The sequence below is a fragment of the Halomonas flagellata genome, from assembly GCF_022487945.1.
GTDB classification, from domain to species: Bacteria; Pseudomonadota; Gammaproteobacteria; order Pseudomonadales; family Halomonadaceae; genus Halomonas; species Halomonas flagellata.
This window is the reverse complement of sequence record NZ_JAKVPY010000002.1, coordinates 68,969-81,985: the sequence shown is the minus strand read 5'-3', so window position 1 is coordinate 81,985 and position 13,017 is coordinate 68,969. Positions and strand designations below refer to the sequence as shown.

Annotated in this window: 9 protein-coding genes; 4 read left to right on the top strand and 5 right to left on the bottom strand. The window is 68.6% G+C overall.

Translation table 11 applies throughout. The features are described from left to right. Nucleotides 1-11: 11 nt before the first annotated feature. The 3 genes from MKP05_RS02080 to MKP05_RS02070 all read left to right on the top strand — a co-directional run bounded on the left by MKP05_RS02080 (nt 12) and on the right by MKP05_RS02070 (nt 4,947). Nucleotides 12-1,973 carry a DUF6519 domain-containing protein gene (locus tag MKP05_RS02080; protein WP_240566812.1) on the top strand — a complete coding sequence of 654 codons (1,962 nt, stop codon included), beginning with the start codon at nt 12-14 and terminating at the stop codon, nt 1,971-1,973. Nucleotides 1,974-2,194: 221 nt separating this feature from the next. Continuing rightward, entirely contained in the window at nt 2,195-4,780 is a 2,586-nt protein-coding gene (locus tag MKP05_RS02075; RefSeq protein ID WP_240566811.1) for a proprotein convertase P-domain-containing protein, read from the top strand. Between the two features lie 11 nt (nt 4,781-4,791). Beyond that, nucleotides 4,792-4,947 carry a hypothetical protein gene (locus MKP05_RS02070; RefSeq protein WP_240566810.1) on the top strand — a complete coding sequence of 52 codons (156 nt, stop codon included), beginning with the start codon at nt 4,792-4,794 and terminating at the stop codon, nt 4,945-4,947. An 8-nt stretch (nt 4,948-4,955) separates the two neighbouring features. On the opposite strand, the gene trxB is transcribed toward MKP05_RS02070, so the two are convergent. After that, nucleotides 4,956-5,909: a thioredoxin-disulfide reductase gene (trxB, locus tag MKP05_RS02065; RefSeq protein ID WP_240566809.1), complete on the bottom strand. Its 954-nt coding sequence runs from the start codon at nt 5,907-5,909 to the stop codon at nt 4,956-4,958. Nucleotides 5,910-6,060: 151 nt separating this feature from the next. Then, nucleotides 6,061-6,267 (bottom strand): zinc ribbon domain-containing protein, encoded by a 207-nt coding sequence (locus tag MKP05_RS02060; protein ID WP_240566808.1) that lies wholly within the window; start codon nt 6,265-6,267, stop codon nt 6,061-6,063. A 178-nt stretch (nt 6,268-6,445) separates the two neighbouring features. Between MKP05_RS02060 and acnA the strand changes: the two genes are divergently transcribed. Continuing rightward, nucleotides 6,446-9,196 carry an aconitate hydratase AcnA gene (gene acnA, locus MKP05_RS02055; protein WP_240566807.1) on the top strand — a complete coding sequence of 917 codons (2,751 nt, stop codon included), beginning with the start codon at nt 6,446-6,448 and terminating at the stop codon, nt 9,194-9,196. 106 nt (nt 9,197-9,302) lie between these two features. Here the strand turns inward: acnA and MKP05_RS02050 are convergent, their stop codons facing one another. The 3 genes from MKP05_RS02050 to MKP05_RS02040 form a co-directional block, all read right to left on the bottom strand. Beyond that, nucleotides 9,303-9,707, bottom strand: a complete 405-nt coding sequence (locus MKP05_RS02050) for a cupin domain-containing protein (protein WP_110282931.1) — start codon at nt 9,705-9,707, stop codon at nt 9,303-9,305. 135 nt (nt 9,708-9,842) lie between these two features. Beyond that, entirely contained in the window at nt 9,843-11,522 is a 1,680-nt protein-coding gene (locus MKP05_RS02045; protein ID WP_240566806.1) for an NAD-dependent malic enzyme, read from the bottom strand. A 136-nt stretch (nt 11,523-11,658) separates the two neighbouring features. After that, nucleotides 11,659-12,867, bottom strand: a complete 1,209-nt coding sequence (locus MKP05_RS02040) for a YeeE/YedE family protein (RefSeq protein ID WP_240566805.1) — start codon at nt 12,865-12,867, stop codon at nt 11,659-11,661. Nucleotides 12,868-13,017 lie beyond the last annotated feature (150 nt).

The window sequence follows — 13,017 nt, the reverse complement described above, 5'->3', positions numbered from 1 at the left end:
AGGGTAGATCCGTGAAAGCCGACCTGAGCCGCGACACCTATCGCCGCCACCACCATTACGCCAGGGTACTGATGCAGCAGGGCCGGGTGCTGCTGGACGCCGACTGGAACGAGCAGGTGGCAATTCTCCTCGAGCAGACCCGGTCGCTGGCGGCCGACCTGATCGGGCCGCACGGCGGACCCGGCGATGGCTTCCTGGTCACCTGCCCCGACGACCTCCTCTGTGACCTGGAGATCGGCCGGGGGCGCTATTACGTCGACGGCGTCGCCTGCGAACTCATGCCCGAGGTGCGCTGCCCGCCGGAGACCGATCCCGCGCCGGTGCGCTACACGACCCAACCCGACTTTCCGTTCCTGAAAGGCGAGGACGACCCGGCGGAGTTGCAACCCGGCATGCGCTATCTCGTCTACCTCGACGTCTGGGAACGGCACCTCAATTACCTGCAGGCCGACCACATTCGGGAGTTGGCGCTCGGCGGGCCCGATACCGCGACGCGGGCGAAAGTCGTCTGTCAGGTCAAGGCCGCGCTGCTCGGCAAGGAGGATGACGAGGACGGGGACCTGGGCTGCGACGCGCTGCTCGATACGCTGGTCGGCACCGAACTCCGCCAGCCGCGCTGCCTGCGCGCCCGTGCCAGGGTCGAGGTGCCGTCGGACGACCCCTGCCTGGTACCGCCGACGGCGCGATACCGGGGAGCCGAGAACCAGCTGTACCGGGTCGAAATCCACACCCCGGGTACCGCCGGTGGCGCCAAGTCACAGGCGACGTTCAAATGGTCGCGGGACAACGGTTCGGTCGTCTTCGGCATCCGTAGCCTGCAGGGCGCGCAAGTCAAGCTCGACAGTCTCGGGCCGGACAGGGCCCGCGGGCTGAAGGAGGACGACTGGGTCGAGATCGTCGACGACTTCTCGGAACTTCGGGCGATGCCACGGCCGCTGCTCCAAGTCGACGCGGTGGACAGGGTGACCGCGACGGTGACGCTGGCGGTGCCCGAGGGGTTCTCGATACCCGTGTTCGACGAGGCCGCCACGACCCACCCTCTGCTGCGCCGCTGGGACCAGCCGTCGGACGCGATCCCGGTGCAGGAATCGAAATGGATCGAGCTCGAGAATGGCGTCCAGGTCTGGTTCGAACAGGGCGGCGACTACAAGGTGGGCGACTACTGGCAGATACCCGCGCGCACCGCGGTCGCCGACGTGCTATGGCCACAGGAAACCGGGCCCGACGACATGCCGTGGCCGAAGGCGCTGCCGCCCAGTGGCATCCGCCACCGGATCGCGCCGCTGCGCCGTATCGAGCTTGACGAGGACGGCCGTGTGACATGCGGCGAGGACTGCCGCTGTGTCTTCGCCCCGCTCTGTGCGCTGGCAGGCGAGAATGTCGTCAACCCGCCGCAGCCGCCACCGGAGGAAACACTGGTGCCCCTCGGCACGATCGAGTTCGAGCGGGAAACCGCCACCCCCTCCGAGGCGTCGATCGCCGTCCTGCAGGCGAACAGCGCGCGCCTGCGCGAGGCGATCGCCGCGAACCAGCTGTCGCGGGTCGATTTACGCTCCATCGCGCCCGAGGAGGGCGAGGAAGGGGTGGGGATCGCCCAGCGCCGGGGCGAGTTGGTGAGGAAAGCCTATGTCGAGGCCGGCGTATCGGTGCAGGCCATTCCGCCGCTCAAAATCAGCGCGGCCGCCTCCGGGGAGCCGCGTGTGGAGAGCGACATGGTACTCAACACCCCCGAGGCCGGCTCCCAGGGCGACGTCGGCGTGGCCGTGCGGGTACCGGTCAACGATGTACCGGGTGTCGGGGACGTGTCTGCAGAACGCCTGATGGCGGCGGGGATCCACGACTCGCTGGCGCTGTCGCGGCTCGACGAGGAAGCGCTGGTGCAGGTGCTCAGCACGCCTGGCGGCCGCGCCTTTCCGCATAACCGTGCCGTAGAGATTCTCCGCGAAGCCCGCAAACTGTCAGGCAAGCCGTGATTGTCGGCTCTGGTGCACGGAAATCTGCGGATCACCAAGGAGGAATAACGGCGCCAAACGGACGCGAACTGAGAGAGTCGCGGCAAGACCCGAGGGGCGGTGGGCACGGCCCTACGCGCGCCGTGCAGCGGGAGATTCCGTTCCGATGAGCCGGCCCTGGACAAGTTCCGCAGACCGGGGCGAGCAGCGGTAGAGATGCACCGCACAGGAGGAGCGCTACCATGACCTACACCTATCGAGGCGGCAAGAAGCTGACACTCAGGAAGCGTCCCGACCAGTTCGTCTGCCGGGCACTGCCCGAGACCCTGCGCGCCGCGGGCATCGCCGACGACGCCGAGCGGGTCTCCTCGATCGCCTCCCGGGTCAAGACGCGGGCCCGGGACCTCGAGCCCCTGATGGCCAGGGGACGAACCCTGGCCCCGACCCACCACGCCTACCAGGTGGCCGATTCCGGCGAGGATTTCCTGATCACCGACCGCATCTTCGTGACCTTCGCGGAGCCCCTCTCCGATACCCAGGTGGCCGAATTCGCGGGCCGCTACGGCTTGCTGTTGCGCGAGCGCTACTCGGAGCGGGACTGCCTCTTCCAGCTCACCACCCACACCGGCATCAACCCGGTCAAGCTGGTGGTCAAGCTCACCGAGGAGGAGCCGCTGGTGGCTCAGGCGGAGAACGACCTCAACTACCTGGCCGCCAAGCGAGCCTTCGTGCCGCCGAGCGACAGGGAGTACGACCGCCAGTGGCATCTCCACGACCATCTGTCGCACCCCGAGGTCGATCCGCGCGCCAATGCGCGCTGCGAACCGGCCTGGCAACTGCTGGACGGCTTCGGCAGCCGGGAGGTGGTGGTCGGCGTCAGCGACGACGGCTGCAAGCTCGACCACCCCGACTTCGCCGCCCCCGGCAAGTTTCCCGCCTGGGGTTACTTCAGCGGTACCCGGCTGGTAACCAGGGATGACATCGACGCCCGCCCCGAGGAGATGTACCAGCAGGGTGCCAACCATGGCACCTCCTGTGCCGGGGTGATCGCCGGCGAGGCCGGCACCCGGCTGACGGTGGGGGCCTCACCGGCCTGCCGGCTGCTGCCGATCAAGTGGGAGTCCGATGGGCCCTCGCTGATGATCAACGACTCCAAGATGCTCACCATGCTCGGCTTCATCGCCGACAAGGTGGATATCCTCTCCAACTCCTGGGGCGCCGTGCCTCGCTTCCTCTTCGCCTCGATGGTGATTCGACGCCTCACCCGGCTCGCCACCGGCGGCGGACGGCGCGGCAGCGGCCTGCTGTTCCTGTGGGCGGCGGGCAACGAGAATTGCCCGATCCTCCATGAGGCCGACCAGGACGTGCCCCATACCCATGGCTGGGTGTTCGAGGGCGGCAGCTGGCAGTGGGGCGGCGTGCAGACGGCCCGCCGCTTCGCCAACAACCTCGTCGGCATCCCCGGCGTGATGCACGTGGCGGCCCTGGCCAGCACCGCCCGGCGCAGCCACTACTCCAACTACGGCACCGGCATCGACCTCTGCGCCCCCACCAGCAACAGCCATGCCTACTTCCGCATGCCGGTGGCCGGCCTGGGCATCACCACCACCAGCGGCGAAACCGGTCAGCTCACCCAGGAGTTCGGTGGCACCTCCAGCGCCACGCCCCTGGTGGCCGGGGTGGCTGCCCTGGTGCTCTCGGCCAACCCACGGCTCAGTGCCCTGGAGGTCGCTTCGGTGCTGCGCCGCACGGCGGCGAAGGACCTCGATGACACCCCCTACCCGCGCACGCCGCCGGCCTCCTTCGACCCCGACACCTCCTGGGACGTCTCGCCCATCGCCCCCTTCGACAGCGGCGCCTTCCAGGACACCGGCCACGACGACGGCAGCTGGAGCCCCTGGTTCGGCCATGGCCGGGTGGATGCCGAGCGCGCCGTGGCCCAGGCCCTGGAGCTGCGCGGCGAGATCATCCCCCCGACGTCGGAGGAGCGCTACGTCTCGCGCCCCGGGCTGACGATTCCCGACAACCGCCGCGACGGCATCCGCGACACCCTGGAGGTGCGCCACACCGGCCAGGTGGACGTCCTGCGTGTGGCGGTGGACATCCCCCACGCCTATATCGGCGACCTGGTGGTCACCCTGATCGCCCCCTCGGGCCTCGCCGTGGTGCTCCACGACCGCGCCGGCGGCAGCCGCCACAACCTGAGCGAGCAGTGGGAGATCGCGACGCTGCCCACGCTACGCCAGCTGAAGGGCGAAGAGGCCGACGGCACCTGGACGCTCTGGGTACGCGACGAGGCCCCCCTGGACACCGGGCACCTGGAGGAGTGGTCGCTGGAACTCGGCGTGATCGCCGCCACGCCTCGTCTCACCGCCGAAGAGGCGCCGGGCGTGAGCATCCCCGACAAGGACCCCGCCGGCATCGAGCGGGGGCTGACCATCGCCGAGGAGGGCAGGATCGCGGCGATCCGTGTGGCGCTCGACATCACCCACACCTACATCGGCGACCTGCGGGTCACCCTGCGCTCGCCGGCGGGCACCTCGGTGCGCCTCCACGACCGGCTCGGCGGCAGCCGGGACAACCTGCGCGCCACCTACGACTCCGCCGACCTGACGACCCTGCAGGCACTGCGCGGCGAGCCCTGCCAGGGGGAATGGCGACTCTGGGTGCAGGATCTCGTCGCCCGCGACATCGGCAAGCTGAACCGCTGGTCGCTCGAACTCCGGCCCGAGGTGCCGGCTCCGACGCCGGCCAGGACCGCCACGGCACCTCGCGGCAGAAAGGCGGCTGCCAAGCCCAAGGCCACCAAGGGCACCAGGAGCGAATAGGGAGTCATGAGGTGAGCGGCTTTCCAACGCCCCCCCGGTTGGAGGAACGGGCGGACCAGGCCGCTCGGGCCATCGAGGGACGCAGCAAGGCAATCAAGGAACGGCAAGGCGCGCTCGGGACGGCGCTCAAGCGGGCCCTGGCCGACCTTGAGGAGATGAAGAGGTGATTATCCCGTCACGCCGACTCGTCGAGATAGCGCTCGGCGTCGAGCGCCGCCATGCAGCCGCTGCCGGCGGAGGTCACGGCCTGGCGATAGACATGGTCCATGACATCGCCGGCGGCGAACACGCCCGGCACGCTGGTGGCGGTGGCGTTGCCCTCGAGGCCTGACTTGACCTTGATGTAGCCGCCGGCCATCTCCAGTTGCCCCTCGAAGATGCCGGTATTGGGGGTATGGCCGATCGCGATGAAGACCCCCGGCGCCGCCAGCTCCCGGGTGCTGCCGTCGGTGGTGGACTTCAGCCGCACCCCCGTCACGCCGGTGTTGTCGCCCAGCACCTCGTCGAGGGTGTGGTTCCACACCAGCTCGATGTTGCCGTTCTCGGCCTTCTCGAACAGCTTGTCCTGGAGGATCTTCTCGGCGCGCAGGGCGTCGCGGCGGTGCACCAGGGTCACCTTGGAGGCGATGTTGGAGAGATAGAGCGCCTCCTCCACGGCGGTGTTGCCGCCGCCCACCACCACGACCTCCTGGTTGCGGTAGAAGAAGCCATCGCAGGTGGCGCAGGCCGAGACACCCTGGCCCATGAACTGCTGCTCGGAGGGCAGGCCCAGGTAGCGGGCACTGGCCCCGGTGGCGATGATCAGGGCATCGCAGGTGTAGGTGCCGTTGTCGCCCTTGAGGGTGAAGGGACGTCCCCGAAGCTCCACCTCGTGGATATGGTCGAAGAGCACCTCGGTGTCGAAGCGCTCGGCATGTCGCTTCATGCGCTCCATCAGCTCCGGGCCCTGGACGCCGATGTCGTCGCCCGGCCAGTTGTCCACGTCGGTGGTGGTGGTCAGCTGGCCACCGGCCTGCATGCCGGTGATCAGCAGCGGCTTGAGGTTGGCACGGGCCGCATAGACGGCCGCGGAGTAACCGGCCGGGCCGGAGCCGAGAATGATCAGGCGTTCGTGACGCGCTTCGCTCATGGATAACCTCACTCATCGTTCATGGGTCGTGCAGGAAGCCTCTGCTCCCCCACTGAGTCCCGGTTCATGCCGGCTGGACACGGCGACGAAGGCCCATTGTAACAGCCGAAACCGCCGGGAGCCGCCCTCGGTCGCCTGGGGCGACACCCGGTCACAGCACATCATCGTCGCGCCCCAGGGTCACGCTCTCCAGCTCGCCGTCCACAGACACCTCGATGCGCAGCTGGATCGGGGCACAGCAGCGGGGACAGTCCTCCCAGGTCTCCTGGCTCCCCTCGGACCTGTCCACCAGCAGCTCGAAGGGCGTGTCGCAGTAGGGGCAGTGCACCGGATAACGATCGAGTTGCTCCTCGTGCATGGTCTTCCTCCGTGCACTCGTCGAATGGTTGATGGGGGGCCGACCACCGCTTTTCAAGCCGGGGCGCACCGGCCCCTCCCTCGTCCACGGGCAGTGATTGAAAGTGGCGCCTATCATGACCATGTGTGTTCCAAGGTACCAGGGGGGGTCGTTCACTCTCCCGCGAAAGGAGGACAGCATGAGCACCGAGTCCACACCGGATACCCTGCAGACGCTCGAGGCAGGTGGCACCACCTACCATTACCATAGCCTGCCGAAGGCCGCCGAGGCGCTCGGCGACATCGATCGGCTGCCGATGACGCTGAAGATCCTGCTCGAGAACCAGCTCCGCTTCGCCGGTGAGCCGAGCGTTTCCCGCGACGACATGCAGGCCCTGGTCGACTGGCAGCAAGAGGCCCGCTCCGACTGCGAGATCGGCTACCGCCCGGCCCGGGTGCTGATGCAGGACTTCACCGGCGTGCCCGGGGTGGTGGATCTTGCCGCCATGCGCGCCGCGGTGGAGAAGCTGGGCGAGAGCCCGGATCGCATCAACCCGCTATCCCCGGTGGACCTGGTCATCGATCACTCGGTGATGGTCGACAAGTTCGGCAATGCCACCGCCTTCCGCGACAACGTCGCCATCGAGATGGAGCGCAACCGCGAGCGCTACGAGTTCCTGCGCTGGGGCCAGCAGGCCTTCGACAACTTCCGGGTGGTGCCGCCGGGCACCGGCATCTGTCACCAGGTCAACCTGGAGTACCTGGGCAAGACCGTCTGGCCCCGGGAGGAGGACGGCAAGACCCTCGCCTACCCCGACACCCTGGTGGGCACCGACTCCCATACCACCATGATCAACGGCCTGGGCGTGCTCGGCTGGGGCGTAGGCGGCATCGAGGCCGAGGCGGCCATGCTCGGCCAGCCGGTGTCGATGCTGATCCCCGAGGTGATCGGCTTCAAGCTCACCGGCAAGCTGCGCGAGGGCATCACCGCCACCGACCTGGTACTGACGGTGACCGAGATGCTGCGCAAGAAGGGCGTGGTGGGCAAGTTCGTCGAGTTCTACGGCGACGGCCTGGCCGACCTGCCGCTGGCCGACCGCGCCACCATCGCCAACATGGCCCCGGAATACGGCGCCACCTGCGGCTTCTTCCCGGTGGACGAGGAGACGCTGACCTACATGCGCCTGACCGGCCGCGACGACGCCCAGGTGGCGCTGGTCGAGGCCTACTGCAAGGCCCAGGGGCTGTGGCGCGAGCCCGGCCATGAGCCGATCTTCAGCGACACCCTGCACCTGGACATGGACGAGGTGGAGGCGAGCCTGGCCGGGCCCAAGCGGCCCCAGGACCGGGTGGCGCTCAAGGACATGAAGGCGACCTTTGCAAAGCTGATGGACACCGACGACGGCAAGCAGCCCTCCTCTGCCACCGAGAACGGCAAGCTGATGTCCGAGGGCGGCCAGACCGCCGTCGGCATCAAGGACAGCTACGAGCACCACGACAGCCAGGACGTCGAGCTCGCCGGCGAGGCCTTCAAGCTCAACCCCGGCGCCGTGGTGATCGCCGCCATCACCTCCTGCACCAACACCTCCAACCCCAGCGTGATGATGGCCGCCGGCCTGCTGGCCCGTAACGCCCTGGCCAAGGGGCTCACCACCAAACCCTGGGTCAAGACCTCCCTGGCCCCGGGCTCCAAGGTGGTGACCAAGTACCTGGAGGCCGGCGGCGTCAACGACGACCTCGATGCCCTGGGCTTCCAGCTGGTGGGCTACGGCTGCACCACCTGCATCGGCAACTCCGGCCCGCTGCACGAGGCCATCGAACAAGCCATTGAGGATGGCGACCTCACCGTGGCGTCGGTGCTTTCCGGTAACCGCAACTTCGAGGGGCGCATCCACCCGCTGGTCAAGACCAACTGGCTCGCCTCGCCGCCGCTGGTGGTGGCCTACGCCCTGGCCGGCAATGTCCAGCTCGACCTGACCCGGGACCCGCTGGGCGTCGACCGCCACGGCCAGCCGGTCTACCTCAGGGACATCTGGCCCAGCCAGGCGGAGATCGCCGAGGCCGTGGAGAAGGTCAAGACCGAGATGTTCCGCAAGGAGTATGCCGAGGTGTTCGACGGCGACGCGACCTGGAAGGCGCTCGAGGTCCCCGAGAGCCAGGTCTATGCGTGGTCGACGGACTCCACCTACATCCAGCATCCGCCCTTCTTCGAGGGCATGGGCAGGACGCCCGAGGCCATCGAGGACGTCAGGGATGCCCGCATCCTCGCCCTACTGGGCGACTCGGTGACCACCGACCACATCTCGCCGGCCGGCTCGATCAAGCCCGACAGCCCCGCCGGCCGCTACCTGCAGGAGCGCGGCGTGGGGCCGGTGGACTTCAACTCCTACGGGTCGCGCCGCGGCAACCACGAGATCATGATGCGCGGCACCTTCGCCAACGTGCGCATCAGAAACGAGATGCTCGACGGCGTGGTCGGCGGCGAGACCCGCCATGTGCCCAGCGGCGAACGGATGGCCATCTACGACGCGGCCATGAAGTACCAGCAGGAAGGCACGCCCCTGGTGGTGATCGCCGGCAAGGAGTACGGCACCGGCTCCTCCCGCGACTGGGCGGCCAAGGGCACCCGGCTGCTCGGCGTGCGCGCCGTGCTCGCCGAGTCCTACGAGCGCATCCACCGCTCCAACTTGATCGGCATGGGCGTGGTGCCGCTGCAGTTCCCCGAGGGCGAGAACCGCAAGACCCTGGGCCTGACCGGCGACGAGCAGGTCTCCATCGAGGGGCTTGCCGAGCTCACCCCGGGCGGCAGGGTCAAGGTGACCATCAAGTCGGACAAGGGCGAGAAGAAGCTCGAGGCGCTGTGCCGCATCGACACCGCCAACGAACTGGAGTACTACCGCCACGGCGGCATCCTGCACTATGTGCTGAGGAAGATGATCGGGGCGGCCTGAACCGGAGCGCGTAAAGCCGATCATCGGGTGGCAAGCGAAGGCGATACCGGGGGCCCGACGGTGCCCCGGGGTCGAACCGCGGCCCCCTACGGCAGTCGCCATGGCGCTATGACAAGGCACTTCGCCCGGGATCATAAGGCTCGACCTTGTCCTGTTCCGCCGGGTCGTTGCGGGCGACGATCGCGCGTGCCGGCTCCGTTTCGCTGAGGTTGATCGCTTCATGGGGAACGCCGGGGGGAATGAAGAGAAAGTCGCCGGCCTCACTGACGGTTTCGTGTTCGAGCGAAGCGCCCCAGCGCGTGCACACCCTGCCCTCGAGCACATAGATGCCCGTTTCGTAGCCGACATGGACATGGGGGTCGGCACGGCCGCCCGCCGGGATGACCACGAGGTGCATGGACAGCCCGGTCGCCCCCACCGTCTGCCCCGAGATGCCGACGAAGTACGGCAGCCGCTGCCTGGTCATCACCTCGGCTTCCGGACGAAGCCCCTTAACCGCTGGCGCTTCCATCGTTCTCTCTCCTCCAGTCTGTGCGTCTTCGTTCGTGGCCCGGTCACCACCCCAGTATGATCCTGGCCGTGCTGGAAAGACAAAGGCCCCGCCGGGGGTAGCCGGCGGGGCCTCGTCGTTCGGGCGGGCGTTCGCTCAGAACGACCGGCGACGGTAGCGGCGATACTCCGGGTTCCAGCTGTTGCGCTCGATGGCGTCACGCAGCTTGGTGCCGTTGGTCTTCGGTGCCACGCCCTCCCCCTGGGCCTGGGCGGCGACATCGAAGGCGATCGCCTTGGAGAGCTCGCGGATCTGGGAAAGCCGCGGCAGCAGCGCGCCCTCGCCCTCCTTGACCAGCGGGGCCTCCCGCGCCAGCGCCCGCGAGGCCGACATCAGCATCGCATCGGTGACCCGCTTGGCCCCGCTGGCTACCACGCCCAGGCCGATGCCCGGGAAAATATAGGCGTTGTTGCACTGGGCGATGGGGTAGGTGATGCCATCGTGCACCACCGGGGCGAAGGGGCTGCCGGTGGCCACCAGCGCCTGGCCGTCGGTCCAGGTGAGCACGTCCTCCGGCGTCGCCTCGGCCCGGGAGGTAGGGTTGGAGAGCGGCATGATCAACGGCCGGGAGCAACCGGCGTGCATGGCACGTACCACCTCCTCGGTGAAGATGCCGGGCTGGCCACAGACGCCGATCAGCACCGTGGGACGCACCTGGGTGACGACTTCCAGCAGGTCGCGCCCGCGCCAGTCGTTGAGCAGGGCCGGATCCTGGGCGAGGCGGCGCTGGAAGTCCCACAACCCTTCCATGTCGGCGGTCACCAGGCCGTCCCGGTCGACCATGAAGACCCGGCTGCGCGCCTCCTTCTCGGTCAACCCCTCCGCCTGCATGGCCACCACGACCTGCTCGGCGATGCCGCAACCCGCCGAACCGCCGCCCACGAACACCACCCGCTGCTGCCCGACCCCCTCGTCACGCGCCTGGCAGGCCGCCATCAGGGTGCCCACGCAGACCGACGCCGTGCCCTGGACGTCGTCGTTGAAGCAGCAGAGCCGGTCGCGATAGCGCTCGAGCAGCGGCAGGGCGTTGGCCTGGGCAAAGTCCTCGAACTGCAGCAGCGCCTTGGGCCAGCGGCGCTTCACCGCGGCGATGAACTCCTCCATGAAGGCGTCGTATTCGGCCTGGGCGATGCGCGGGTGGCGCCAGCCCATGTACATGGGGTCGTCGAGCAGCGCCCGGTTGTTGGTGCCCACGTCGAGCATGATCGGCAGCGTATAGGCCGGGCTGATGCCGCCGCAGGCGGTGTAGAGCGAGAGCTTGCCGATGGGAATGCCCATGCCGCCGATGCCCTGGTCGCCGAGGCCGAGGATGCGCTCGCCGTCGGTCACCACGATGACCTTGACCTGGTCCTTGGTGGCGCAGCGCAGGATGTCGTCCATGCGGTCGCGGTCCGGGTAGGCGACGAAGAGCCCGCGGTGGTTGCGATAGATGTTGGAGAACTCCTCGCAGGCCTTGCCCACCGTGGGCGTATAGATGATCGGCAGCATCTCCTCGAGGTGCTCGGAGACCAGGCGGAAATAGAGGGTCTCGTTGTCGTCCTGGATGGCGCGCAGATAGATATGGCGATCCAGGTCGTTCTGGCACTGGCGATACTGTCGGTAGGCGCGTTCCGCCTGCTCCTCGATGGACTCCACGTTCTGCGGCAGCAGACCGATCAGGTTGAACTCGATGCGCTCCTCGCGGGTGAAGGCACTGCCCTTGTTGAGCAGCGGCATCTCGAGCAGCGGGGGGCCGGCATAGGGAATATAGAGGGGACGCTTGGGTTCGGTGGTCATCTCTCGTCTCGATGCGGTGACTGGAACGGGCCGTTGACGCTCTCGACGGCGTCTCTGGCGCTAACTCTACCACGCCGAAAACGACAGTGCTCCGACCTGGCCGAGTCGGGGCGCGTTCATCCGCCGAAAGGCGCGATCAGCAGCCCTTGGCCGCCGGCTGTCGCCCGGCCTCCCCCGCGAAGAAGAAGGGGCGCAGCTTCACCCCCAGCATGTTGCCGGCGAAGGCCGCCACCAGCCAGACCCAGCCGTGCAGGCTGCCCGAGGCGATGCCACCGAAGTAGGCGCCGATGTTACAGCCGAACGCCAGGCGCGCGCCGTAGCCGAGCAGGATGCCGCCGATCACCGCGGCGAGTACGGACCTCGCCGGGATGCGGAAATTGGGCGCGAAGCGACCGGCGAGCGAGGCGGCCACCAGGGCTCCCACCATGATGCCCACGTTCATCACCGTGGTGATGTCCCCCCAGACGCTGGCCTGGAGGGCCGCGGCGTTGCCCGGTGCCTGCCAGTAGCCCCAGGCGGAGACGTCGCCGCCCAGGAACTCGAAGCCCTTGGCGCCCCACAGGGCGAAGGCCGAGGTCACTCCCCAGGGGCGGCCGGCCAGGGCCAGGGTGGCGAAGTTGAGCAGCGCCAGCGCCACGGCGCCGAACAGCAGCGGCCAGGGGCCGGTGAGCCAGCGCCGGTTGCCGGCATCGACCGCCGGCGCCTGCTCGAGCCGGCCATGGCGGCGTTTCTCCATCACCACCGTGAAGGCGGCGATGGCCGCGAACAGCACCAGGCTGACCGCGATGCCGCCCCCTACGCCCAACTCGGTGACCAGCGAGGTCGGCCGCCAGGCGGGGAGGCTCTGCCACCAGGCGAAGTGGGCGGTGCCGATCAGCGAGCCGACGACGAAGAACAGCAGGGTGATCAGCATGCGGGCGTTGCCGCCACCGGCGGTGAAGAGGGTACCGGAGGCACAGCCGCCGCCGAGCTGCATGCCGAGGCCGAACAGGAAGGCCCCGACCACCACCGAGACGCCGATCGGCGCCACATAGCCGGCTACCGGGGTGCCGAACAGGCTGCCGGCACCGAGCGCCGGGAAGAACAGCAGCACGGCGATGGCCAGCATCACCATCTGGGCGCGCAGCCCGCGGCCGCGGCGTTCGGTGATGAAGACCCGCCAGGCGGCGGTGAAGCCGAAGGCGGCCTGGTAGAGCACCACGCCGAGCAGCCCGCCGACCACCATCAGCAGGCCGACGCGGTCGCCGAAGGCAGTGCCCACGGCCAGGGCCCCCAGCAGCAAGGCACCGGCGGCCACGACGGAGACGGACAGGCGCTTCGGCGGTGTCAGGGCGAATCCCCTCATGACGTGCTCCCTCGATGTCGTCCGGAACGGGCGTCCCGATAAATAGAGCATGCTGCTGACTTGGACCCGGCACGTAAAAGCATTGATCCGCAGCCATGCAGGCAAACGGAGAATATACGGCAGCCCGACACGGCGACGGGCGCCCAGGGG

Coding starts and splice junctions, on each gene's coding strand:
- acnA (WP_240566807.1), top strand. CDS start 6,446: ATGAGCACCGAGTCCACACCGGATACCCTGCAGACGCTCGAGGCAGGT.
- MKP05_RS02040 (WP_240566805.1), bottom strand. CDS start 12,867: ATGAGGGGATTCGCCCTGACACCGCCGAAGCGCCTGTCCGTCTCCGTC.
- MKP05_RS02050 (WP_110282931.1), bottom strand. CDS start 9,707: ATGGAAGCGCCAGCGGTTAAGGGGCTTCGTCCGGAAGCCGAGGTGATG.
- MKP05_RS02075 (WP_240566811.1), top strand. CDS start 2,195: ATGACCTACACCTATCGAGGCGGCAAGAAGCTGACACTCAGGAAGCGT.
- MKP05_RS02060 (WP_240566808.1), bottom strand. CDS start 6,267: ATGCACGAGGAGCAACTCGATCGTTATCCGGTGCACTGCCCCTACTGC.
- MKP05_RS02045 (WP_240566806.1), bottom strand. CDS start 11,522: ATGACCACCGAACCCAAGCGTCCCCTCTATATTCCCTATGCCGGCCCC.
- trxB (WP_240566809.1), bottom strand. CDS start 5,909: ATGAGCGAAGCGCGTCACGAACGCCTGATCATTCTCGGCTCCGGCCCG.